The organism is Pilosibacter fragilis, assembly GCF_032490495.1.
GTDB classification, from domain to species: Bacteria; Bacillota; Clostridia; order Lachnospirales; family Lachnospiraceae; genus Pilosibacter; species Pilosibacter fragilis.
Map to the genome: position 1 here is coordinate 187,630 of NZ_JAVYJB010000005.1, position 22,956 is coordinate 210,585.

Sequence of the window (22,956 nt, forward strand, 5' to 3'; positions counted from 1 at the left end):
AGCCGGGAACAGAGGCATTTAATAACTTAAAATCGACAGCGCAGAGGGAGAACGTTCAATGAAGAGCATCGATAAGACCGTGCATGCCATAGATATGCGGCACGAAGAAAAGAAAGGTGTATATGGGTATGGAAACAGCAAGCGGAACGTATGACTCGGAAAATCGAAGTGTCGAGGAGATGACGCGCTATCTGAATGGACTTAAGCGGTACACGGAAAAAGGGATCCCGATCTACATGGACGGAAAACTTTCCGGGCAGAGAGAATGGGAGAAACTGTTTGAAGTTCGTGAGGATGGAATGTTCTATATGGGAGATTATGTCCAGGCGGAAGGCGGCGGTCTGAAGGAGATACGGTTTGATAAGGTCTATCTGAGCGAAGCGGATATCATGGAGGCGAAAGGTCGGAGGAGAAGAACGAGAAAATAAGGAAAGACGGAGGATACCGAATAGAATGGATCTGGCGGTACTGGATAGCAGTAAATCGCACGGAAATGAACCAGGTTATATGTACGAAGTAATATAGATTCAACAGCTGGGGGATCGTTCTGCCAGATGATTCGTAAGACTGCTGACAACAATTCGTTACAAAAAGTTAACAGACAGACATTCCGCGTTGTGGTATACTTAAGCTATCTTGAAGATCCGGCAAAGTATACGATCTGTGTATACCTTGCCGGATCATCCGTAATAAATAACGATTCAGCATGCCGCCGGTGAGAGACGGAAATGAACGCAGAATTCTGGGAACCGGCGTGCGGAAAGAGTGATAACGAATGAGAAAAATAGTTCCTGTATTGGTTGCTGTCGGTCTGATCATCCTGATCGCCGTGGGATTTGTCGGTTTCCAGGTACTGGACCGGTATATGCCGACGAAAGAGCGGGCGGATCTCGCGGAAGTCTATGATGTGTCCGGGGATGAGACTGCGATCCTTTATAATTATGAGCGGCAGGAGCAGACAGGAATCTATGAAAATGGACAGACGTATCTGCCGGTCTCCTGGGTGAATGACCACATTAATGAGCGGTTCTACTGGGACAGCACGGAAGACCTTCTCGTGTACGCGCTCCCGGACCAGATCGTCTATGCGGACGCGGAGACAAAGGGGGCCAACGGCGCTCCGCTGCTTCTTGTAAAAGATGATGAGGTCTATCTGACGCTGGGTTTGATCGCAAACTATACGGATGTGCAGATCCAGACCTTTGACTCCGGGGATGGAAGACGTGTCCTGATCAATGACTGGGGAACAAGAAATATAGCGCGGGTGAAAAAGGCTGGAAGTCTGCGAGTAAAAGGCGGCGTAAAGAGTAAGATCCTCACAGACCTCGCAGAGGACGATACGGTGACCGTTCTCGATACGATGGAGAAATGGTCCAAGGTCGCATCTTCCGACGGAAATATCGGATATGTGGAAAATAAGCGCCTGGCAGCCGCGGAGAGCCAGAAATTTTCCGGAAATTTCACAGCTCCTGTATACAAGAATACCAGCATGAGCGGAAAGATCGTTCTCGGCTGGCACCAGGTAACAAGCCAGGACGGAAACAATACCTTTGACAGCATTGTGGCAAAGACAAAAGGGATGAACGTGATCTCCCCGACATGGTTTTCCCTGACAGACAACAACGGAAACTATAGGTCACTGGCGAGCAAAGATTATGTGGCGAAGGCCCATGCAAAGGGGCTCCAGGTATGGGCGCTGATCGATAACTTCAGTGCCGATGTCCAGACGGAGACGCTGTTAGCATCCACCGCCACCCGCCGCAGGCTGATCGACAGCCTGATCGCGGATGCGGAAAAATATGACCTGGATGGTCTGAATCTTGATTTTGAGAGCCTGAAAACAGAGGCGGGCGTCCATTATATCGAATTTATCCGGGAATTATCGATCCCGTGCCGCCAGAAAGGTATTGTCCTGTCCGTGGACAACTATGTTCCGGCGAGATACAACAGCTTCTATAACCTGAAAGAACAGGGAATTGTTGCGGATTATGTGATTATGATGGGGTATGATGAGCACTTTGCGGGCGGCGAGCCGGGCTCTGTGTCCTCTATCAGCTACGTGAAGAATGGAATCTCCGGAATGCTCGAGGATGTCCCGAAGGAGAAGCTGATCAATGCCGTTCCGTTCTACACGAGACTCTGGATCGAAGCCGGGGACGGATCCATCACCTCCAAGGCGATGGGAATCGCGGATGCGAAGAAGTGGGCAGACAATAACCAGGTGGAGCTTACCTGGCAGGCGGATACCGCCCAATATTATGGCGAGAAACAGACAAATGACGGTGCTTGGTTCCTCTGGATGGAGGAGGAGCGGTCCTTGAAAGAAAAGATGAACGTGGTCCGTCAGAACGATCTGGCGGGAGTCGCGTGCTGGAAACTGGGGTTTGAGGATTCTGCCGCGTGGGATTCCATCCAGTGGAACTAAGATCATAATGGCGCTTTTACGCCGGACCTACCAGGTCACCATCTTGTCCAGCAGGAGTTTCTGTTCCTTGCTGGAACGTGTGAGGTAGATGCGGGTGGTCTCGATGCTCTCATGACCGAGAAGATCCGCCAATAGAGAGATATCGCTGCTGCGAGCCAGAAAATTCTTCGCGAACCGGTGGCGGAAAGAATGAGGGTACATGGTATCAGGATCGATGCCATACCGGACTGCATAGTGTTTTAATTGGGAATGGATGCCTCTGGTCGTCACGGGGCGTCCATTTTTTCCCACAAAAAGAAAGCCGGAGGTGATACCGCGGCGGTCACACCAGGCTTTTGCCTCCTGACAGAGGGAATCCGGGATGTAGATGCGGCGGATCTTCCCACCTTTGGAGTAGAGATCAAGATACCCGCAGGCTAAATGTTCCGCCTTGATCTGCACCAGCTCACTGACCCTGGCACCGGTGGTCACCAGAAAACGGACGATGAAATACCAGAAGTCGTGGTGTTCTGCTTTCAGGTTCCGTTGGAGCGTCTCACAGTCTTCGTTTGTGATAATGGAGTCCTGGAAGGTGTCGCGGGAAATTTTTACCGCATGGAGTCGAAAACTGGCGAGGTCGGGATAGAGTTCCGGCTGTTCTTCCTCCAGGAAAAGAAGAAAATGATTTACGGCGTAGATCCGCTGATTGATCGTTGCGGGGCGGTAATTGGCAATCAGAAGACTCCGGTATTTCCGGAGAAGAGATTCGGTTGGAATGGGATAGATGGACAGAAGCTGCCTGATCGTCCGTCTATACGCGTCTCCGGTATTTTCAGACATATTCTTTTTTCTTAAATATGATCTAAATGATTCTGCCAGGTTTTCCTGGTCTTTTGGAAGTTCTTTCATAACATATCCTTTGAATAATAACGGAGCAGCAGGAATTTTACCAGTTTACGATCTGATTGAAGAGATCCTGCTGTTCAGTACTGCTTTTATGCAGGTAAATGCGGGTAGTCTCAATGCTCTCATGTCCAAGAATATCGGACAGAAGCGCAATGTCATCACATTGTTCTATAAATTTTTTTGCGAATAGATGTCGGAATGCATGGGGATGTACGACAGATGGATCCAGATTGTATCGAAGTGCAAAAACCTTAAGCTGATCCCGGATCCCGTTTGTGGTGATCGGATTTCCGAAACGGTTTAAAAATAAGCTGCCGCTGGTGCGCTTTTCGTTTTGAAGCCACAGCAGGCAGGTCTCCTGGACATTTTGCGGGAAGTAGATCCGCCGGATCTTATCACCTTTTGAGTACAGGTCCATCTGACCGCGGATCATATCTTCCACACGGATCTGGAGAAGTTCGCTGATCCGCACGCCAGTGGCGGCCATGATCCGCACGGCAAAGTAGTAGGTAGGCTTTCCGTCACGCAGAAGACATTTTTTCAGGTACTCATAGTCGGCCTGGCTGATCACATTTTCCAGAAATGGTTTCTGTTGAAGGCGGACCATAAGGACCCTGGAGTCAGGAAGCTCGAGAAATTCCATAAAACAGTTCATTGCGCGGATCCTCAAATTTACGGTGTTGGGCTTGTACCTGTCGATGAGATAGCATTTATAGAGCATCAGATTGTCATGTGTGATTTCGGGGTACAGGGAAAGAAAATGCCTGGCAGTATAGAGATAGGAACGGATCGTCTGGTAAGATTTTCCATTCCGGAGCAGCCACGCTTCGAACCTGGAGAGTTTTTGACGGGCCGTTTCAGAAAGACGGTCTGTGGGAAGAGCAGTTTTTCTCATAGTATTATCATACCTTTCTGTTTTTGAAAGTATTTTATCGCAGGAAACAAAAAGAGCAAGAGAAAACTGGAGAATACGTTGTTGATGGGGAAAGGAAGGAGGAAAAGCAAAAAATCCGTCGGAGACATAGGACATCTCCGACGGACGTTTATATAAGCTGTATATGATTGGAAATGAACAGACAATGCTTTTGGGAAATGTTCGGTGGCATTGCGCTGCCCGGAAGGAAATTGGGTTGCTTAGTTCTGGAAATCTACAATCGCGTTTCCCTTTTCATCATATCGAACAGCATCCTTATCAAGTGTCAGCGCATCAATGGCGTCAAGGTACGCCTTGATGGACGGATACTGCGGCTTGTAGTTGGCGATGATCTCTTTCGCGGTCACGGCATTGTTGGAGAGCAGGGCATCTACGAGGAAAAGCTGAACCTTTGCCGCGTTCACGCACATACGGTTCGGATCGGTGATCTGGAAGTCGATGCCATGGAGAGTGCCGACAGCGCCGCCTGCGTTGATCTGCACGCCCGGCATTACGCAGGTGACATCGCCGAAATCGGAGGAACCGGTGCTCCAGCCGTTGTAGTCGAAGACAACTTTCTTTCTTCCGCAAAGTGCCACGCAGCAGTCCTCAGCCAGCTTCATGAATGTCGGATCATGATACTCCGGAGCGTAACCAGGGCGGTCGCTCAGCTCAACGCCTGCGCCCATAGACAGTGCGGCACCGGTCAGCGCACGGTTTACCTTGATATTCTCGCGTTTGATCGCCTCTAAGGATTTTCCACGGACATAACTCTCGATCTTCATCTCATCCGGGATAATGTTTACGGCGCAGTTTGCGCCCATGAGGATCGGATGGAAGCGGATCGTATCTTTCTCCTGGAATGTCTCACGGAGGTCGTTGCATGCCTGGAGACCCAGCATAGCAGCATACTCCGCGTTGACTCCCATATGAGGAGCTCCGCCTGCATGGGCAGATTTTCCTTTGTAGCGGATATTTTTCGCTATACATCCGTTCATTCCGAGCAGTGCCTGAAAGTCAAGGTCGGTATCTCCGTCCTCGTTAACGCTGGATCCCTTTGTCATGCCGTGAACCATCATGGCCATGTCGACGCCGTCTAAGAGACCACGGTACATGAATTCGGTCTTACCGCCGTTGTACTTGATGATGCCTTTCTGGCGGAGTTCCTCACGGAATGCAAGCTGGATCATCTCCTCGGCCGGAACGACAACGAGGCGGATGGATCCGCAGAGACCGTCGAGGGCGTGGGGCTGTTTCAATGCGGCTGCGATTCCTAAAAGTGCAGCGGACTGGGCGTTATGTCCGCAGCAGTGGGTCATTCCATTTACGGATTCCGGATGGTTCGCGATATCGAGGGCATCCAGTTCACCGAAGATCGCTACCTTTGGTCCCGGTTTTCCTGTCTCAACATCGGTGTAAAAGCCCGGAATGTTTCCGGCTTTGACGAGTGTGTATCCAAGTGCCTCGTATTTCTCTGCGAGATAGTCGTGGGCCTGCCACTCGGTGTAACCGGTCTGCGGATGAGCCCAGATCCAGCGCTCTGCGTCGAGGATGAGCTGTTTTACGGTATCTACGTTGTTTACGATCAGCTGTTGTCTGTCTGTCATGGAAATACCTCCTGAAATATGTAATATTGGACGGAACCAGGCGCTGTACGGGAGCATCAGGTCAAGCCCGGTTCATCTTTAAAAGCTCGATCAGCGCGTCAGTGTGTTCCTTCGTTGTCGCCCAGCTTGTGGCGATCCGGATCACGGTATGGGAGTCATCATATTTTTCCCAGAAGCTGAATTCCGCCTGCTCTTCCAGACGGTGCAGGACTTCGTCCTCCAGAATAATAAAGATCTGGTTTGTCGGAGTCTCAAGGAAGAACTGGTAACCGTTTTCCTTTAACGCGGATTTTATCGCGGCTGCGCAGTCGAGGGCGGATTCCCCGATATGAAGGTACAGATCATCTGTGAACAGGGTATCGAACTGGATCCCCAGGATGCGGCCTTTCGCGAAGAGCGCTCCGTGCTGCTTTATGATCGTGAAAAAGTGCGGGATCAGCGCCGGATCCGGGATTACGACCGCCTCGCCGAAGAGCGCTCCGCACTTTGTTCCGCCGATATAGAAGACATCGCAAAGTCTCGCAAGATCCCTTAATGTCACGTCATTTTCCGGGGAAGCGAGAGCGTAGGCAAGTCTGGCGCCATCCACATAGAGAGGGAGATGGTACTTACGGCATGCCTCGCTGAGGTCGGTCAGTTCTTCCAGGGAATACAGGGTTCCGTATTCCGTAGGCTGGGAGATATAGACCATACCCGGCATAACCATGTGCTCATGATTATCATCAGATAAAAAAGTATCCATATAAGAGGTGACCTGGGCGGCTGTGATCTTTCCATATGTATGGGGCAGCGGGAGCACTTTATGTCCGCCGAATTCGATGGCACCGGCCTCATGGACTGCGATGTGCCCGGTCTCCGCACAGAGAACGCCCTGATAGGAGCGGAGAAGCGCGTCGATCACGGTAGCGTTTGTCTGGGTGCCGCCCACGAGGAGATAGACTTCCGCGTTTGGAGCGCCGCAGGCTTTGCGGATCTTATCCCGGGCAGATTCGGAGAACTCATCGAGACCGTACCCGGAGGTCTGCATCATATTTGTGGCGAGCAGCTCATTCATGATAGCCGGATGGGCGCCTTCCATGTAATCGCAGACGAATTTCAATTTTTCATTTGCCATGTTAAAAACCTGACCTTTCATGTTGTCTGACTCTATTATACAGATGGCATATTGACGTGTCAATGCAGGAAAGTATATGAAAAGATTTGAAAACACTGAGGGGAATATGGGGATTCAGCTGATGATGACGATAAGAGCGGAAGCCAGAATCCAGAACTTGTGTGGGATTGAACGGAGATAAGAAAATCCGCACATAAACAGGTTTCTCATGAAATAGAGTATTATGAAGAGCGGATTTTCGGGGAAACAGAGCATGAAGCAGAAAGTGATAGAGCCGGTTCTCGGCATATGCCTGCTCGCCATGGTGGTCATGGCGGTGAAATATGGGAGTATTCGTGTGACGGGGAGCGGTGACGCCTACATAAAAGAGACACCGGTGGTGGTGGTCGATGCCGGACACGGCGGAACAGATCCCGGCAAGGTTGGAGTCGACGGGAGCCTGGAGAAAGATATCAACCTGGCTGTGGCGGAGCGGTTGAAAACGTACCTGGAACAGGATGATGTGAAGGTCATTATGACGCGGGAGACGGACACGGGACTTTATTCCGAAACGGACAGCCGGAAAAAGATGGCGGACATGAAGAAACGGTGTGAGATCATTGAGGAGAGCGGCGCGGACCTTGTGGTCAGCATCCACCAGAACAGCTATCACGAGGAATCCGTCTCTGGCGGACAGGTATTCTATTACCGGGATTCGTCAAAGGGAAAGGCGCTGGCGGAGATCCTGCAGGACCGGTTTGACTATGTCCTGGGGGACCAGAACCGGAGACTTCCGAAGGCGAATGCCAATTACTACCTCCTTCTGCATGTGAAATGCCCCATCGTGATCGTGGAGTGCGGATTCTTAAGCAACCGGAAGGAAGCAGCGCTTTTAAACAGCGGGGAGTACCAGGATAAGCTGGCATATACGATTCATATGGGGATCATGGAGTACCTGAATAAGAAGCAATGAGATAGGAAAATGTACAAATGAAGAGAAATAAAATCGTCATATTATACAAAAAAGGTCCACCTGTTTTTAACTATCCGATATGGCATTTAAAAGGTCAATATGCTATGATTCTTTTACCAATTGGGACGAAAAAAATGAAGGAGGGATACTTTGACGAAAGAAGATATGAAACAGATTTCAGACCTTATGGATGAAAAGTTTATTGCATCGGAAGGCCGGGTGCGAGCGGAGATTGTAGCATCGGAGGCGCGGACAGGAGAAAAGATCGATAGGGTGGAAAATAATCTGAGTGCAGAAATAAAGAAGAATCGTATCAGCATGACAAGGCATATGCAGGAGCTGAATGCCAAATGGGTTGAAACAAATGAAAAACTGGATCGTATGCTTGCAAGGATGGATGGAATGGATAAGAATATGAGCGCGATGCGGGCAGAAATGGACGCAGTGCCTAAGCGATTCGACGCGGTAGAGACAAATCTGGGCAGAAAAATTTCAGAATCGGAGGCAGTTACCCGGAGATATACGGAAAAACTGTTTTTCCAGGTGGCAGAAGGCAAAAAGAAACGTTCTGTACGTTCATCTGGGCTGGAAGGATAAAAGATCCGCCGGAGACACGAATATTCCGGCGGATCTTACTATCAGAATTACTCAAGTACGAGTGTACCGTCGCCCTCAGCACGGATCGCGGATTTGAAGAACTCTTCAAATGCCTTTTCCAGGTAGGCCATATCCTTGGAGCCTGCAGTCTCATACGGAGAGTGCATAGCTAACTGCGGAAGTCCGACGTCTACCGTGTTTAAGGAAACCTGAGCGTTGGAGATATTTCCGAGAGTGGAGCCGCCGAGGATATCGGAACGGTTTAAGAACTCCTGGTACGGAACACCTGCGCGCTCGCAGAGGCAGCGCATAACAGCTGCGGAAACAGCGTCTGTTGTGTACTTCTGGTTTGCGCTGTGCTTGATCACGAGACCGCCGTTTAAGTAGGTGCGGTTTGTCGGATCTGTCTTGTCTGCGTAGTTCGGATGTACGGCATGTCCGTTATCCGCGGATACCATGAAGCTGGAAGCGAGGGACGTGAGGTACTCTTCCTCTGTTCTTCCAAGGCTGCGGTTGATGCGGCGGAGAATGTCGTAAAGGAATGTGGAGCCGGCGCCCTGTTTTGTGCCGCTTCCTACTTCCTCGTTGTCAAATACGGCAACGACCGGGATGCAGCGGTCACTTTCACTGTTTAAGAGAGCCATTGTGGATGTGAATGCGCACTGGAGATCATCAAGACGCGGAGCAGAGATAAACTCGCCGTCGCAGCCCCATACAGTACCTTCCATACGGTTGTAAAGGAAGAGGTCCATTCCTTTGATCTGGTCAACGGAGACGCCTGCCTCCTCAGCGATCATCTCTTTGAATGCCTTTCCGGAATTGCTCATGCGGTATAATGGAAGCATATCTTTCTGGATGTTGTACTTGTAACCGTCGTTTACTTCACGGTTCATATGGATTGCGAGGTTCGGGATCATGAGAAGATCACGGTCAACGTTGATCAGTTTTGTTGTGAGACGGTTGCCGTCTTTTACGATAATGCGTCCTGCAACGGAGAGAGGTCTGTCGAACCACGGTGCGCAGAGCATTCCGCCGTACTTCTCAACATTTAATTTTACATACTGGTTCTCGATGTTCATCTCAGAAGACTCTTTGATCTTTAAGGTCGGGGAGTCGCTGTGGCTTGCCGCGATATGGAAGCCGGAATAATCCTTGCGGGATACCTTGAATGCGATGATCGCGGACTGGTTGCGGGTTACGAAATACTTTCCGCCCTCAGCAAGATTCCAGGTATTGCCCTCAGCGAGGCGCTCGAAGCCTGCCTCGGTCAGGTAGTTTGCCAGTTCATGAACAGCATGGAAACCGGTCGGGCTCTTTTTGATAAAAGAAAATAATTCCTCATTCAGATTTTGAATCATGTTTTTGTTACTCCTTTCGATAAATAACCCCTGTAAGTCATACTACTTTATTATATAAAAAAAATGAAGATCAGGCAAGCTTGCGCTATGATGTGCGCAAGTGTTAAAATGAAATTCTGGTAGCTTTCGTTATAATTCTGACGTTTTTCTGAAGTTTGTGAAAAAGGTCCCGAAAAGGTACCTTTATTCGCGGTTTCATGTTAAAATATGGTCACGAGTAGCTGCGAAGGTATGGAACAGTTACAAATACGATCAATATGGTGAGAAGATCACTGGGAAAAGAGGGGAACTTATGGATTGGAAGAAGATCAGACAGGCAGTCCGCACGGTGCTGGCGGCTGTATTGATCTGCGCTGCATCGGTGGGAATCACCGGTGATCCGGCATATGCGGCGGATATGGGCGCAGTTTACGGAATTTATGAGCATGGAACCGGTTGGAGTGGGTATCATGGTGACAGCAAAACAGCGCGTGCTGGAACCGGAAGCTATGTGACGGCGATCCGCGCCAGCCTTCAGGGACAACCTGAGGGAATGAGCGGCACGCTTTCTTACCAGGTGAACTTAAGCGGAAGCGGATGGCTTTCCTGGCAGGAAAATATGACTCCGAATGGAAGCACCGAGACAGATATGCCGTTAGAAGCGGTCCGCATGGCATTTACCGGACAGCTTGCGGAGAATTATGATGTTTATTACTCTGTATATCAGAATGGCTCCTGGACAACTCCGGTGAAGAACGGGGAGACTGCGGGAACCGAAGGACAGGGACTCCGTGTGGATGGTCTCTGGGTAACGGTGACGGGAAAAGGTGCGGAGGTACCGGAAGGCCCGAATGGAAAGAGCGTTGACCCGACAAGACCGATGGTTGCCCTGACCTTTGATGACGGTCCGTCGAAGTATACGCCCCGGATCCTGGATTCCCTGGAAGCGAACGGCGGAAGAGCCACATTCTTCATGGTGGGCAACCGAGTTGCGTCCTATGCGTCTACCGTAAAGCGCATGGCGGATCTCGGATGCGAGACAGACAGCCATACCTGGGCACATACATATCTGACAGGAATGTCTGAGGGAGAGATATTACAGAGCTTAAATCAGACACGCGATGCCATTGTGGCAGCAGGCGGAAACGCGCCGAAAGGTGTCCGCCCGCCGGGAGGAAAGATCAATGATGCCAGTAAGGCGGTTCTCGCAAAGGCTGGAATGCCGTCCATCATCTGGTCCGTGGATACCCTGGACTGGAAGACGAGAAACGCGCAGCACACCATCGACACAGTTCTCAGACAGGTGCAGGATGGAGATATCATCCTGATGCATGACCTCTATGAGCAGAGCGTCATTGCGGCAGAGACGCTGATTCCTGAACTCACGAGAAGAGGTTACCAGCTCGTGACAGTCAGCGAGATGGCAGAGCTCCGCGGTGGCATGGCGGCAGGACAGTCTTATGGACATTTCCGCTAAGAATAAAAAATATTGCAGTATGAAGCAAAATGTGATATTCTGTTAACGAACAAATAAATATCGTTCTTCGGGGCGGGGTGCGATTCCCCACCGGCGGTATAGTCCGCGACCTGCGAAAGCAGCTGATTTGGTGAGATTCCAAAACCGACAGTATAGTCTGGATGAGAGAAGAAATTGTATGACAGGAGTAGTTCATTCAAGCCCCGGACTTTTTCAATGGTCCGGGGTCTTTTTATTTACATGGACAGGGAATCATCCCCACGAGTCCGTGTGAGCCGGCAATCCTGCACAGCAATTCCTTGTAACAGAAGAACAACAAGTACAAGGAGGGACATTATGAACCAGAACAAAGTATTAAGTGTCAGAAATCTCGTGCTGATCGCCATGTTCAGCGCACTCGCAGCCGTATTGGAGACGATCCAGGTGGCGGTTCCGTTTGCACCGCCGTTTTACAAGCTGGACTTCGCGGAGCTCCCGGTACTGATCGGCGGCTTTGCCATGGGACCGGCCCAGGCAGCTCTGATCGCGATCGTTAAGAACCTCTTAAAGCTGCTCTTAAACGGAACAAGCACTTACTATGTCGGCGAGCTCGGAAACATCATTGGAAGCTGCATGTTCTCCGTACCGGCTGCCCTGATCTACCGCAGACATAAAACGAAAAAGACCGCTATGGTCGCTCTCGCCGCCGGTGTCATCTGTGCTATCGTCGGCGCTGTATTCGTAAACTGCGCGATCACACTTCCGTTCTACGCAAAAGTTGCTTTCGGCGGAATCGAGAACATCATCGCAATGGGAACAAAGATCAACCCGGCAGTTACAAACCTGTATACATTCGCGATCTTCATGATCGTTCCGTTCAACCTTGTAAAATGCGGACTGAATGCGATCGTAACAGCACTTGTATATAAGCATGTCAGCGTGATCATCCATGCAGGGGTTCACAGAGAAAAGAAAACTGAAAATACGGCGGCATAACACCTGAAATGGGAGATTCCCCCGGGATAGAGACGGCAAAAGCCGTGTCTGCCTCGGGGGACTTACAATTTATGTGAGAAGTGAGCAAAAGCCTGCGCAGGCACAAAAGTGAGCGCTGGCAGGTGGCAGCAGTACTTGACGGATAACGACCGAAATGAGATAGTGAAGCGGCAATGACTTAAGAAACGGAGAAAATAAAATGGTAAGATATTATAATGAACTGACAAGACTGGAAATGGAACAGGTCGACAAGGACGAGACGGTGGTCATGATCCCGGTGGGAGCGTTGGAACAGCACGGAAACCAGTGTCCGCTGGGTACAGACGAGATCATCGCGGAGGGAACGGCGAGACGGATCAAAGAGGCCTTAGACCGGGAGATCCCGGACTATCCGATGCTGATCTTTCCGCTGATCCCGGTGGGACTCAGCACGGAACATGTGAACTTCTGCGGTTCTGTCACCTTAAAGCCGGATACCTTTTATCATGTTCTCTACGACATCTGCAAAGGCCTGGCGCATCACGGATTCAGGAAGATCGCAATCTTGAACTGCCACGGCGGAAACTCCCCGATCATCCAGGTCTTAAGCAGGGAGGTAAGAAGTGAGCTCGGAATCGCCATATTTATCATCAACTGTGGCGCATTCTTCGGAAACCAGGCGGTAAAAGACACTGTGACACCTGGAAATATCTGGGATTTCCACGGCGGTGAGATGGAGACATCCATGGTTCTCGCGGAGCGCCCGGAGACAGTAAAGCTGGAGACCTCCGAGGCGGGAATCCCGAGAAAGTTCATGGGAAACAAGACATTCACCGTATATGGCCCGATCACTCTTGGCTGGGTTTCAGAAGAGTGGGAGACCGAGGACGGAAAGCCCATCGGAATCGGCGGCGATCCAAGCGGGGCGACGGCGGAGAAGGGCAACCAGATCTACGACAGCTTTGTGGAGTCGATCCTTTCAGGGCTGAAAGAGATCAGAAAGTGGAAAGACTAAGGCACTGTTTCAGAAAATAGTGAAAAAGTGCTGAGAAACCGGTGGACAGATCATTATTACAGCAATATTAAGAAGAACAGAAAAATTGAAATGAATGGAAACGATGCCGGAAAAGCCTGTAAATCCGCCGGAAATCTGTTGCAACCATAACTTTCATGTGCTAAACTGAATACGCAATTGAACAAAGTAAGGTGCTGCGGTTTTATGCAGCACCTTTATCATTACGCGGCAGGCCACAGCGATACCGCCGCATGAGCGTAAAAATGGGAAACCGTATAGAAGAAACACAGGTTTTCTGGACATTTGAGTAATAGAATCGAGAGTGCAGAACATGAATACAAAAGTAGTTCGTATCAAAGAGGAAGAGAAGACAAGAGAGACGCTGGAAAAGAATCCAGGGCTTTTAGAGGCGGCTGAGATCTTGAAAAACGGCGGTCTCGTGGCGTTCCCGACGGAGACCGTTTACGGCCTTGGTGCCAACGCGTTGAATGAGGAAGCGGCAAAGAAGATCTACGCGGCAAAAGGACGTCCGTCCGACAACCCGCTGATCGCCCATATTTCCTGTATGGAAGAACTTCCGGCGATCGTGAAGGAGATCCCGGAGGCGGGCCGGAAACTGGCTGAAAAGTACTGGCCGGGTCCGCTGACCATGATCTTCCCGAAAAAGGACATCGTACCTTATGGAACCACCGGCGGTCTTGATACCGTTGCGGTCCGCATGCCGGTGGATCCGGTGGCAAATTGTCTGATCCATCTCGCAGGTGTTCCGATCGCGGCACCGAGTGCCAACACTTCCGGAAGACCGAGCCCGACAAAGGCGGAACATGTCATCGAGGACATGGACGGAAAGATCGAGATGATCATCGACGGCGGCGATGTGGGAATCGGCGTGGAATCCACTATCGTGGATGTATCCGGCGAGATCCCGACACTTCTCCGCCCGGGCGCGATCACCATTGAGATGCTGCGTGAGACGTTGGGCCAGGTGGATATCGATCCAGTGATCTTAGGACCGGTCAGCGGCGATATCAAGCCGAAGGCGCCGGGAATGAAGTACCGCCATTATGCCCCGAAGGCGGACATGACACTGGTAGAAGGCGACATGGACAAGGTCGTTGCCTACATCAATGAGCAGACAAAGAAAGCGGAAGCAGAGGGAAAGAAAGTCGGCATCATCTGCACCGAGGAGAGTCAGGACATGTACCAGGGCGGAAACCTCGAGGTGATCGGAAGCCGGGAACACGAGGAGACGGTGGCCCACAACTTGTTTGCAGTTCTGCGTGATTTCGATGCCAGAAAGGTTGACTGCATTTTCTCCGAGAGCTTTTCCAAAGACCAGCTCGGCCAGGCGATCATGAACCGCCTGTGCAAGGCAGCCGGATATCATATTGTGAACATATAAAATTGCTGGAAGGCCTGCGCTTGCTGCGGTGGCTGCAGTAAAGGCAAAAGTACGATCAATTAAAATGAGAAATGGATTTTACCCGTAACTGTGAGAGCGTTGGGCAGTTACATATATGAAATGGAGGACGATCTATGTCAGATAAGAGAAACGGATACATTACCTGGGACGAGTATTTCATGGGAGTTGCAAAGCTTTCTGCCATGCGCTCCAAGGATCCGAACACACAGGTCGGCGCGTGCATCGTGAGCGAGGACAACAAGATCCTGTCCATGGGCTATAACGGATTCCCGAAGGGCTGTTCCGACGACGAGTTCCCGTGGGATAAGATAGACGAGGATCCGTATAATAGAAAATATTTCTATGTGACGCACAGTGAGTTGAACGCGATCTTAAACTACCGCGGCGGCAGTCTGGAAGGCAGCAAGCTCTATGTAACACTGTTCCCGTGCAACGAGTGCGCGAAGGCGATCATCCAGGCGGGCATCCAGACCATCGTCTACGAGAGCGATAAGTACGCGAACGACGCGTCCACACGGGCATCCAAGAGAATGCTGAATGCGGCGGGTGTGCGCTATTACCAGTACAACCCGACAGGCCGTAAGATCGAGTACCGGGTATAACGGAGGAACGAATGAAATTTTTGCTGGCGGCGATCAACGCCAAATATATCCACTCGAATCCGGGTGTCTACAGTCTGCGCGCCTTTGCTAGGACGAAGATCCCGTGGGCGGATATCGAGATCGGAGAATACACCATCAATCACCAGATGGACTTAATTTTACAGGATATCTACAGGAGAAAGCCGGATTTTATCGGCTTTTCCTGTTATATATGGAATATTTCCTACATCATGGAGATCGTCCGTGACGTGAAGAAAGTATTGCCGGAGGTGGAGATCTGGCTCGGCGGACCGGAAGTGTCCTATGACGCGAAAAAAGTGCTGACCAGGGAGCCGGATGTCTGCGGCGTGATGCGCGGGGAAGGCGAGCTGACGTTTACGGAGCTTGTGCGGGCGTATCTGAAAAGGGAAGAACTGTGTGCAGCAAGCTTAGACTTAGATCACATTCCGGGAATTACCTACCGCGCTGAGAGCGGCGAGGTCGTGGAACGTGGTCCCCAGCGCCTTCTGAGCCTGGATGAGATCCCGTTCTACTATGACGATATGGCTGGATTCGAGAACAGGATCGTCTACTACGAGAGCAGCCGCGGCTGCCCGTTCTCCTGCAGCTACTGCCTGTCTTCCATTGATAAAACCGTGCGTTTCCGGAGTCTGGACCTGGTACTCCCGGAACTGCAGTTTTTCCTGGACCACAAGGTTCCACAGGTCAAGTTTGTGGACAGAACCTTCAACTGTAAGCGGGATCACACGTTAGGAATCTGGCGTTATCTCGTGGAACATGACAATGGGATCACAAACTTCCATTTCGAGGTCTCCGCGGATATCTTCGATGAGGAGGAACTGGAACTTATCGGAAAGATGCGCCCGGGGCTGATTCAGCTTGAGATCGGTGTCCAGTCCACAAACCCGGATACGATCAAGGAAATCCACAGACACATGGACCTTGTGAAACTAAAACAGGCGGTGGACCGGGTCTACGATTACCGGAACACCCATCAGCACCTGGATCTGATCGCGGGACTTCCCTATGAGAATTATGAGTCTTTCATGCGCTCCTTCGACGATGTCTACCGGATGCGTCCGGACCAGCTTCAGATGGGATTCTTAAAAGTATTGAAGGGCTCTTACATGGAAGAGCAGGTCGCGGCATATGATCTGAAATACCGGGGAATTCCGCCATACGAAGTCCTTTCCACGAAGTGGCTGCCCTACAGCGATGTGATCCGGCTGAAGGGCGTGGAGGACATGGTGGAGGTCTACTACAACAGCGGACAGTTCCCGGCAACCATGAAACTGCTGGAAAAGAAATTTGCGCGGCCGTCGGAAATTTTTACGAGTCTGGCGGAATATTATGAGAAGAACGGACTGACAGGGATCAGTCACAGCAGGCTGGCAAGGTATGAGATCCTTTATAGATTTTTAGAGGAAAAAGAGGTTAAAGTGGAACAGAGCACGCCTGCGGCAGAAGAACCGGCAGGAATGGAGCAGAAAACCGGCGTGATAGCTGCAGAAACAGCAGTAAAACTGACACTAGCTGACTTCCGCGACAGCCTGATGTACGACCTCTATGTCCGCGAAAATATCAAGAGCCGCCCGTCCTTTGCCAGTGACCAGTCCCCATACAAGAAAGAAGTGCGGGAATTCTTCATGGCGGAGGAAGAGAGTCCTCAGTGGCTTACGGGCTATGCGGGATTTGATTCGAAGCAGATGGCGAAAATGGCTCATCTGGAACATATGGAAGATGGAACGTTTGTATTGTTTGATTATAAAAATCGGGATCCGTTGTCAGGAAACGCCAGAGCAGTCCGCTTCCGGTATGACCGGAAGGGAAGCCGGATGGTGCCAGCAAAACGAGCACGGATATGAAGAAAATTGTGCAGATATGTGATGATGCAGTGAAAGTAAAGATGGAGAACAGACATGGCAGATGAAATGATAAATTCTTATGTCGCCCTGGATCTTGAGACGACGGGCATCGGTGCCCGTCACGAAAAGATCACGGAGATCGGCATGGTGAAGGTGATCGACGGTGAGACGACGGACACTTACCACACTATGGTAAATCCGCACCGGGAGATCCCGAAGCGGATCGTGGAGCTGACGGGGATCACTGATGATATGGTGAAGGATGCACCGGGAATCGAGGAGATCCTGGATGAGGTCCTGGCCTTCACCGAAGACCTCCCGCTTCTCGGCCACCAGATCATTTTTGACTACGGCTTCCTCGTACAGGCCGCAGTGAACCAGAAACGGAAATTCGAGAAATACGGGGTCGATACACTGAAACTCTGCCGGTATCTGATGCCGGGGGAGGAAAAGAAGAATCTGAGTGCCGCGTGCGCGTACTTTGAGGTTACCCAGGATACGGCACACCGGGCACTTTCCGATGCCTATGCCGCCCACAATCTATACCAGGAACTGAAAAAAAGGTTTGGCAAAGAACGTCCGGAACTCTTCACTGCCAAAATGCTCCAATATAAGGCAAAAAAGGAACGGACGGCGTCGAAAAGGCAAAAAGAACACTTGCAGGATTTACTAAAATATCATAGAATAGACATAACTGTCGAGATCGATCACATGTCCGGAAATGAGATATCCCGGATGATCGACAAGATTATTTTCCAGTATGGAAGAATCCCGGAAAATGCGAAAAAACAGGGATAGTTTTCCGGAACCCTGAGAAAATGAATATTAGTGAATATAGTTCGGAATGAGTTACAGCATATGGCAGCCAGGACTTTTTGATCTGGAATGCGGAGCATCGGTAAAATCTGATGCAGTTTGCTCAGGGCATGGGCTGTAACCGGAATGGAAAGCAAGAAGAGGTGAATGTTGTGTTTAACATGAATAATAAAAAGACAAGAAAGATTTTCTCTACCATCGTAATCGTATTAGTTGTACTCGCAATGGTAGTGCCGATGGTCCTCGGCTCCCTTCTTTCTATTTTTTAATCGTGACGGGCTGAAGCCCCAAAATCTATCAGGCATCAGGAAGATATCAGTGAGGAGAAAAGAATGAAGAAAAATGTGTGGATCGCAGGCATGACGGCGATTTTAAGCGCCGGACTTGTTTGGCTTGCCCCGGTTTTCACACTGGCAGATGAACGGATCCCGGACGGGGTCTCTGTTGGAGCCGTCAGTCTTTCCGGACTTACGGAAGAGGAAGCCGAAAAGCAGATTGAGAGTTATGTAAATGAAAAATTAAATCAGGATATCACGCTTGTGGTAAACGGCGCGGAGGCGAAGTCCGACGCGCAGACCCTTGGCGTCGCCTGGGATAACCAGGATGAGGTAGCTGAGGCCATTCAGGGGACGGAGCTCAAGGGAAACCTTGTAAAGCGGTATATGAAAAAGAAAGACCTGGAGGTAAATCCGGTGAAGATCGAGCTGGATCTCTCCGTGGACCAGGATAAGGTATCTTCCTTTGTATCCGAGAAATGCGGTTCCGCGGTGGCGGGTGCCGTTGACGCGACGATCACAAGAAAAGACGGAAAATTTGAGATCACTCCTTCAAAAGAAGGTCTGGCTGTCGATATGGATGCGACAAAAGCGGCTCTCAACGAGGCGTTAAACAGCGAAAATACGGATGCGATCCGGGTGGAGGCGTCTGTGACCGTTAAAAAGCCGAAGGTGACAGAGGAAGATCTCGCGACGATCAAGGATGTTCTCGGAACATTCTCCACCAGCTTTGCGACAAGCGGTGCGTCCCGTTCCACAAACCTTGCGGTGGGTGCAGGAAAGATCAACGGACATGTGCTGATGCCGGGCGAAGTGCTCTCCGGATATGAGTGCATGCATCCGTTTACACTGGAAAATGGATACAAGACGGCAACTGCTTACGAAAATGGCAAGTCCGTTGACAGCATTGGAGGCGGTGTCTGCCAGATCTCAACGACACTCTACAACGCGTCCTTATATGCGGAGCTTGAGATCGTCCAGAGACAGAACCACTCCATGTCCGTCAGCTATGTAAAGCCGTCCATGGACGCGGCGATCGCCGGAACTTATAAAGACCTTAAGGTAAAGAACCCATATGATACTCCGATCTACGTCGAGGGCTATACCAAGGGAAAGACCCTGACCTTTACGATCTACGGAAAAGAGACGAGACCGTCGAACAGGACTCTGGCATTTGAGTCTGAGACGCTTTCCACGACACCGTCCCCTACCCAGGAGATCCAGGACCCGAGTCTCCCGGCAGGCCAGCGCGTGAAGGTGGAATCCGGACATACGGGATTAAAATCGAAATTATATAAGTGCGTCTATGTAGATGGACAGTTACAGGAACGCACTTTATTGAATTCTGACACATACAACGCGTCAAAGACTGTTTACCGCGTAGGTACAGGAGTCGCGGCTCCGGCAGAGACAACACCTGTGGCCCCGGCAGCACCTGCGGAAACGGAAGCTGCGGCCCCGGCAGAGACAGCAGCGCCGGAGACACAGGCGCCTGAAACCGCGGCCCCGGAGACAGCCGGACCGCAGCCGGGCGAGAACTACGGCCCGGGAATGAGTGCCCAGGCGGGAGAGAACGCGGCTTAGGCCGCATAGAAAAGAGACCGGAATCATGAGAAAAATTGAGCGCGAACCCAACGGAGCTGGGATCTTTAAGCCGGGACAGGATCTGGTAGTTGCAGGAACTGTCGGAAAAAACGGTGTGAAGGCGGCTCTGTCGGCAAAAGAAAAAGAGATATCAGCCCGATTCCCGGAGTGGTTTGTCAAACGGATCCGGGAGCAGGCAGATAAAAAATCAGAGCTGACTCCGGAGATGCTGAACGCCTGCGGTGCAGGAGAATGGGAAGAGATTTCGGAGGGCGGCATACTGGCCGCCCTTTGGGCCATATCGGGAGCTTACGAGCAGGGGATTTCCTTTGAACTGAGGAAGATCCCGGTGGCTCAGGAGACGATTGAGATCTGTGAACTCTTTGACCTGAATCCGTACAGACTTTCATCGGGGGAATGTCTCCTGATGGCAGTGGAAAACGGCGGGGATGCCGTGAAGCTCCTGAGTGAAGCCGGAATCCCGTCTGCAGTGATCGGTAAAGTCGAAAAAGGGATCGCCAGAAAAATGGTCGGGATCGGAACGACCGGATTTCTGGAACGACCGGCACCAGATGAGATCCGGAAGCTTACGGATGCAGCTTCTGGAAAAGAATGATAGATGCAATGAGGAGGAACAATTATGCGTGAAAAAATTTTGGCGATCATTGAAAAGAACAGCCGAATTGATTTAAAGGATCTGGCCGCCCTTCTGGGTGAGAGTGAAGCAGCCGTCGCGAATGAGATCGCGGAGATGGAAAAGGAGAACATTATCTGCGGTTATCACACGATGATCAACTGGGATAACACAGGTGATGAGAAAGTGATCGCTCTGATCGAGGTGAAGGTAACCCCGCAGAGAGGAATGGGCTTTGATAAGATCGCGGAGCGCATCTACCAGTACAGTGAGGTGACTTCTGTATATCTGATGTCCGGCGCCTTTGATTTTACCGTGATCATTGAGGGCAAAACGATGAGAGAGGTCGCGCAGTTCGTATCGGAGAAGCTGTCACCGATGGATTCGGTCCTCAGCACAGCGACACACTTTGTCCTCAAGAAGTATAAAGATCATGGAACAGTTATGTGCGGTAAGGCAGAAGATGAAAGGATGATGATTACACCGTGAGAAACCCATTATCAGATAAAATCGTATCGATCCAGCCATCCGGAATCCGTAAATTTTTCGACATTGTGAGCGAGATGAAGGACGCGATCTCCCTTGGTGTCGGTGAGCCGGATTTTGATACTCCGTGGCACATCCGGGACGAGGGAATCTACTCTCTGGAAAAGGGACGGACTTTTTATACCTCAAATGCAGGTTTAAAGGAATTAAAGATCGAGATCTGTAATTATTTAAAGAGACGTTTTGATGTAGAGTATGATTATAATAAGGAAGTTATGGTCACGGTCGGCGGCAGTGAAGCCATCGATATTGCTCTCCGTGCCATGTTAAATCCGGGGGATGAGGTTCTGATCCCTCAGCCGAGCTATGTTTCCTACACTCCGTGTACGGTTCTGGCTGACGGTGTGCCGGTTACGATCCAGCTCGAAGAAAAAGATAAATTCCGTCTTACAAAGGAAAAACTACTCGAGAAGATCACACCGAAAACGAAGGTTCTGATCCTTCCGTTCCCCAATAACCCAACCGGATCCATCATGGAGCCGGAGGATCTGGCGGAGATCGCGAAGATCTGTATCGAAAAAGACCTGTTTGTTATCTCCGACGAGATCTATTCAGAGCTTACTTATAAGGGACAGCACTGTACGATCGCCGCATTCCCGGGAATGAAGGAGCGCACCGTTCTGATCAACGGCTTTTCAAAATCCTACGCGATGACCGGATGGCGTCTTGGATATGCGTGTGCGCCGGAGCTGATCCTGAAGCAGATGTTAAAGATCCACCAGTTTGCGATCATGTGTGCACCGACGACAAGCCAGTATGCTGCGGTCGAGGCATTAAAAAACGGAGACAAAGATGTAGCTGAGATGCGGAGCGCATACGACCAGAGAAGACGTTATCTCGTGAAGGCACTCCGTGATATGGGCTTTGACTGTTATGAACCGCAGGGCGCATTCTATGTGTTCCCGAGCATCAAGAAGTTCGGAATGACCTCTGATGAGTTTGCGTTAAAGCTGCTGGAGGAGGAGAAGGTTGCCGTTGTTCCGGGTACCGCATTCGGTGACTGCGGCGAGGGATATTTAAGAATTTCCTATGCATACTCCTTAAATGATCTGAAACGTGCCCTCGAGAGAATGGAGCGGTTCGTGAAGAGACATCTGAATGATGCGAAATAAATGGATGCTGTGATTGTGCGCTGAGCGGACGGTCATGTAAAATACAGTTCCCCGGCTTGATCATGAAGGTGGTCGGGCCGGGGTTTTATATGTCTGCACCTTATATTTCGTGAGAAAATCCGGATTGCTGACATTAGTTCTGAGTGATCGTGGAAAGCGGAAAGCGGCAGACATGACAGGAGAAGATCAACAATGAATATCGTATTATACGAGCCGGAAATGCCGGCCAATACAGGAAATATCGGGCGCACCTGTGTGGCGACGAACACGAAGCTGCACCTGATCGAGCCGCTGGGATTTAAGCTCAGCGAGAAGCATTTAGTCCGGGCAGGGCTGGATTACTGGGATAAGCTGGACGTAACGGTTTACAGCGATTACCAGGATTTCTTAAAGAAGAATCCGGGGGCGAAGATATACATGGCGACCACAAAGGGTGAGCATGTATACACGGATATTCCCTATGACCCGGATGCCTACATCATGTTCGGACCGGAGAGCCGTGGAATCCCGGAGGAGATCCTGGTGGAAAACCGCGAAAACTGCATCAGGATCCCGATGTGGGGAGATATCCGGTCGCTGAATCTCTCGAATTCTGTTGCAATCGTGCTGTATGAGGCGTTACGGCAGAACGGATTTGAGCAGATGACGATGGAAGGACATCTGCATCATTTACACTGGAAAGAATAATTGAAAAATTAAAAAATGATAGAGCGCTTATTGGATACAAGATACGAAGCAGCTCCGCTGTGGATTTCCGGCATGTTTTGGAGACAGCTGGGGAAGAGATAAGCGTTTTATAAAAAGGGGAAAGCGAGAATACAAT

At 50.5% G+C, this 22,956-nt stretch carries 22 protein-coding genes and 1 riboswitch; of the genes, 17 read left to right on the plus strand and 5 right to left on the minus strand.

Annotation, left to right across the window (positions count from 1 at the left end):
• Positions 1 to 128: 128 nt before the first annotated feature.
• A complete protein-coding gene (locus tag ABCW45_RS06620; RefSeq protein WP_117483596.1) occupies positions 129 to 428 on the plus strand; it encodes a hypothetical protein in 300 nt (99 codons plus the stop codon).
• A gap of 347 nt (positions 429 to 775) precedes the next feature.
• The gene (locus tag ABCW45_RS06625) at positions 776 to 2,425 is read left to right on the plus strand and encodes a glycosyl hydrolase family 18 protein (RefSeq protein WP_343220513.1); all 1,650 of its coding nucleotides are present in this window, start codon (positions 776 to 778) and stop codon (positions 2,423 to 2,425) included.
• A gap of 27 nt (positions 2,426 to 2,452) precedes the next feature.
• On the opposite strand, the gene ABCW45_RS06630 is transcribed toward ABCW45_RS06625, so the two are convergent.
• The 4 genes from ABCW45_RS06630 to ABCW45_RS06645 all read right to left on the minus strand — a co-directional run bounded on the left by ABCW45_RS06630 (position 2,453) and on the right by ABCW45_RS06645 (position 6,944).
• A complete protein-coding gene (locus ABCW45_RS06630) occupies positions 2,453 to 3,244 on the minus strand; it encodes a tyrosine-type recombinase/integrase (RefSeq protein WP_343220515.1) in 792 nt (263 codons plus the stop codon).
• A 106-nt stretch (positions 3,245 to 3,350) separates the two neighbouring features.
• Positions 3,351 to 4,205 carry a tyrosine-type recombinase/integrase gene (locus ABCW45_RS06635; protein WP_117469002.1) on the minus strand — a complete coding sequence of 285 codons (855 nt, stop codon included), beginning with the start codon at positions 4,203 to 4,205 and terminating at the stop codon, positions 3,351 to 3,353.
• A gap of 239 nt (positions 4,206 to 4,444) precedes the next feature.
• A complete protein-coding gene (locus ABCW45_RS06640; RefSeq protein WP_343220516.1) occupies positions 4,445 to 5,830 on the minus strand; it encodes an amidohydrolase in 1,386 nt (461 codons plus the stop codon).
• Between the two features lie 61 nt (positions 5,831 to 5,891).
• Positions 5,892 to 6,944, minus strand: a complete 1,053-nt coding sequence (locus ABCW45_RS06645; protein WP_343220517.1) for a threonine aldolase family protein — start codon at positions 6,942 to 6,944, stop codon at positions 5,892 to 5,894.
• A gap of 253 nt (positions 6,945 to 7,197) precedes the next feature.
• Here ABCW45_RS06645 and ABCW45_RS06650 point away from each other — a divergent pair, with 253 nt between their 5' ends.
• Genes ABCW45_RS06650 through ABCW45_RS06660 form a run of 3 tightly spaced genes read left to right on the plus strand, consistent with a single transcriptional unit; the run spans position 7,198 to position 8,493 of the window.
• Positions 7,198 to 7,896 carry an N-acetylmuramoyl-L-alanine amidase gene (locus tag ABCW45_RS06650; protein WP_117514484.1) on the plus strand — a complete coding sequence of 233 codons (699 nt, stop codon included), beginning with the start codon at positions 7,198 to 7,200 and terminating at the stop codon, positions 7,894 to 7,896.
• Positions 7,897 to 7,913: 17 nt separating this feature from the next.
• A complete protein-coding gene (locus ABCW45_RS06655) occupies positions 7,914 to 8,090 on the plus strand; it encodes a hypothetical protein (RefSeq protein WP_165859933.1) in 177 nt (58 codons plus the stop codon).
• Entirely contained in the window at positions 8,047 to 8,493 is a 447-nt protein-coding gene (locus ABCW45_RS06660) for a hypothetical protein (protein ID WP_117469005.1), read from the plus strand. The genes ABCW45_RS06655 and ABCW45_RS06660 overlap by 44 nt, the downstream gene beginning before the upstream one ends.
• A gap of 47 nt (positions 8,494 to 8,540) precedes the next feature.
• On the opposite strand, the gene ABCW45_RS06665 is transcribed toward ABCW45_RS06660, so the two are convergent.
• Positions 8,541 to 9,851 (minus strand): M18 family aminopeptidase, encoded by a 1,311-nt coding sequence (locus ABCW45_RS06665; protein WP_015553000.1) that lies wholly within the window; start codon positions 9,849 to 9,851, stop codon positions 8,541 to 8,543.
• A gap of 292 nt (positions 9,852 to 10,143) precedes the next feature.
• Between ABCW45_RS06665 and ABCW45_RS06670 the strand changes: the two genes are divergently transcribed.
• From ABCW45_RS06670 to trmL, 12 genes are all read left to right on the plus strand, one after another.
• Complete coding sequence (locus ABCW45_RS06670; RefSeq protein WP_015553001.1) at positions 10,144 to 11,307, plus strand: polysaccharide deacetylase family protein; 1,164 nt, start codon at positions 10,144 to 10,146, stop codon at positions 11,305 to 11,307.
• 59 nt (positions 11,308 to 11,366) lie between these two features.
• Positions 11,367 to 11,484: riboswitch (FMN riboswitch) on the plus strand.
• 159 nt (positions 11,485 to 11,643) lie between these two features.
• Positions 11,644 to 12,282 carry an ECF transporter S component gene (locus ABCW45_RS06675; RefSeq protein WP_117566743.1) on the plus strand — a complete coding sequence of 213 codons (639 nt, stop codon included), beginning with the start codon at positions 11,644 to 11,646 and terminating at the stop codon, positions 12,280 to 12,282.
• A gap of 199 nt (positions 12,283 to 12,481) precedes the next feature.
• Positions 12,482 to 13,276: a creatininase family protein gene (locus ABCW45_RS06680; RefSeq protein ID WP_343220518.1), complete on the plus strand. Its 795-nt coding sequence runs from the start codon at positions 12,482 to 12,484 to the stop codon at positions 13,274 to 13,276.
• Between the two features lie 331 nt (positions 13,277 to 13,607).
• Positions 13,608 to 14,678 (plus strand): L-threonylcarbamoyladenylate synthase, encoded by a 1,071-nt coding sequence (locus ABCW45_RS06685; RefSeq protein WP_343220519.1) that lies wholly within the window; start codon positions 13,608 to 13,610, stop codon positions 14,676 to 14,678.
• Between the two features lie 134 nt (positions 14,679 to 14,812).
• The gene (locus tag ABCW45_RS06690; protein WP_343220520.1) at positions 14,813 to 15,301 is read left to right on the plus strand and encodes a deoxycytidylate deaminase; all 489 of its coding nucleotides are present in this window, start codon (positions 14,813 to 14,815) and stop codon (positions 15,299 to 15,301) included.
• An 11-nt stretch (positions 15,302 to 15,312) separates the two neighbouring features.
• Complete coding sequence (locus tag ABCW45_RS06695) at positions 15,313 to 17,166, plus strand: B12-binding domain-containing radical SAM protein (protein WP_343220521.1); 1,854 nt, start codon at positions 15,313 to 15,315, stop codon at positions 17,164 to 17,166.
• 54 nt (positions 17,167 to 17,220) lie between these two features.
• Complete coding sequence (locus tag ABCW45_RS06700; RefSeq protein ID WP_015553007.1) at positions 17,221 to 17,964, plus strand: 3'-5' exonuclease; 744 nt, start codon at positions 17,221 to 17,223, stop codon at positions 17,962 to 17,964.
• A gap of 350 nt (positions 17,965 to 18,314) precedes the next feature.
• A complete protein-coding gene (locus ABCW45_RS06705) occupies positions 18,315 to 19,841 on the plus strand; it encodes a VanW family protein (protein ID WP_117503096.1) in 1,527 nt (508 codons plus the stop codon).
• A gap of 25 nt (positions 19,842 to 19,866) precedes the next feature.
• Complete coding sequence (locus tag ABCW45_RS06710) at positions 19,867 to 20,457, plus strand: AIR synthase-related protein (protein ID WP_117483522.1); 591 nt, start codon at positions 19,867 to 19,869, stop codon at positions 20,455 to 20,457.
• 24 nt (positions 20,458 to 20,481) lie between these two features.
• Positions 20,482 to 20,964 (plus strand): Lrp/AsnC family transcriptional regulator, encoded by a 483-nt coding sequence (locus tag ABCW45_RS06715; protein ID WP_015553011.1) that lies wholly within the window; start codon positions 20,482 to 20,484, stop codon positions 20,962 to 20,964.
• Entirely contained in the window at positions 20,961 to 22,133 is a 1,173-nt protein-coding gene (locus ABCW45_RS06720) for an aminotransferase class I/II-fold pyridoxal phosphate-dependent enzyme (protein WP_117469014.1), read from the plus strand. Before ABCW45_RS06715 ends, ABCW45_RS06720 begins: the two co-directional genes overlap by 4 nt.
• Positions 22,134 to 22,325: 192 nt before the next feature.
• Positions 22,326 to 22,820: a tRNA (uridine(34)/cytosine(34)/5-carboxymethylaminomethyluridine(34)-2'-O)-methyltransferase TrmL gene (trmL, locus tag ABCW45_RS06725; RefSeq protein WP_343220522.1), complete on the plus strand. Its 495-nt coding sequence runs from the start codon at positions 22,326 to 22,328 to the stop codon at positions 22,818 to 22,820.
• Positions 22,821 to 22,956 lie beyond the last annotated feature (136 nt).

What these genes read in the sequence shown, in the direction of transcription:
- ABCW45_RS06620 (WP_117483596.1), top strand. Translation starts at nt 129, where the DNA reads ATGGAAACAGCAAGCGGAACGTATGACTCGGAAAATCGAAGTGTCGAG.
- ABCW45_RS06625 (WP_343220513.1), top strand. Translation starts at nt 776, where the DNA reads ATGAGAAAAATAGTTCCTGTATTGGTTGCTGTCGGTCTGATCATCCTG.
- ABCW45_RS06630 (WP_343220515.1), bottom strand. Translation starts at nt 3,244, where the DNA reads ATGTCTGAAAATACCGGAGACGCGTATAGACGGACGATCAGGCAGCTT.
- ABCW45_RS06635 (WP_117469002.1), bottom strand. Translation starts at nt 4,205, where the DNA reads ATGAGAAAAACTGCTCTTCCCACAGACCGTCTTTCTGAAACGGCCCGT.
- ABCW45_RS06640 (WP_343220516.1), bottom strand. Translation starts at nt 5,830, where the DNA reads ATGACAGACAGACAACAGCTGATCGTAAACAACGTAGATACCGTAAAA.
- ABCW45_RS06645 (WP_343220517.1), bottom strand. Translation starts at nt 6,944, where the DNA reads ATGGCAAATGAAAAATTGAAATTCGTCTGCGATTACATGGAAGGCGCC.
- ABCW45_RS06650 (WP_117514484.1), top strand. Translation starts at nt 7,198, where the DNA reads ATGAAGCAGAAAGTGATAGAGCCGGTTCTCGGCATATGCCTGCTCGCC.
- ABCW45_RS06655 (WP_165859933.1), top strand. Translation starts at nt 7,914, where the DNA reads ATGAAGAGAAATAAAATCGTCATATTATACAAAAAAGGTCCACCTGTT.
- ABCW45_RS06665 (WP_015553000.1), bottom strand. Translation starts at nt 9,851, where the DNA reads ATGATTCAAAATCTGAATGAGGAATTATTTTCTTTTATCAAAAAGAGC.
- ABCW45_RS06670 (WP_015553001.1), top strand. Translation starts at nt 10,144, where the DNA reads ATGGATTGGAAGAAGATCAGACAGGCAGTCCGCACGGTGCTGGCGGCT.
- ABCW45_RS06675 (WP_117566743.1), top strand. Translation starts at nt 11,644, where the DNA reads ATGAACCAGAACAAAGTATTAAGTGTCAGAAATCTCGTGCTGATCGCC.
- ABCW45_RS06680 (WP_343220518.1), top strand. Translation starts at nt 12,482, where the DNA reads ATGGTAAGATATTATAATGAACTGACAAGACTGGAAATGGAACAGGTC.
- ABCW45_RS06685 (WP_343220519.1), top strand. Translation starts at nt 13,608, where the DNA reads ATGAATACAAAAGTAGTTCGTATCAAAGAGGAAGAGAAGACAAGAGAG.
- ABCW45_RS06690 (WP_343220520.1), top strand. Translation starts at nt 14,813, where the DNA reads ATGTCAGATAAGAGAAACGGATACATTACCTGGGACGAGTATTTCATG.
- ABCW45_RS06695 (WP_343220521.1), top strand. Translation starts at nt 15,313, where the DNA reads ATGAAATTTTTGCTGGCGGCGATCAACGCCAAATATATCCACTCGAAT.
- ABCW45_RS06700 (WP_015553007.1), top strand. Translation starts at nt 17,221, where the DNA reads ATGGCAGATGAAATGATAAATTCTTATGTCGCCCTGGATCTTGAGACG.
- ABCW45_RS06705 (WP_117503096.1), top strand. Translation starts at nt 18,315, where the DNA reads ATGAAGAAAAATGTGTGGATCGCAGGCATGACGGCGATTTTAAGCGCC.
- ABCW45_RS06710 (WP_117483522.1), top strand. Translation starts at nt 19,867, where the DNA reads ATGAGAAAAATTGAGCGCGAACCCAACGGAGCTGGGATCTTTAAGCCG.
- ABCW45_RS06715 (WP_015553011.1), top strand. Translation starts at nt 20,482, where the DNA reads ATGCGTGAAAAAATTTTGGCGATCATTGAAAAGAACAGCCGAATTGAT.
- trmL (WP_343220522.1), top strand. Translation starts at nt 22,326, where the DNA reads ATGAATATCGTATTATACGAGCCGGAAATGCCGGCCAATACAGGAAAT.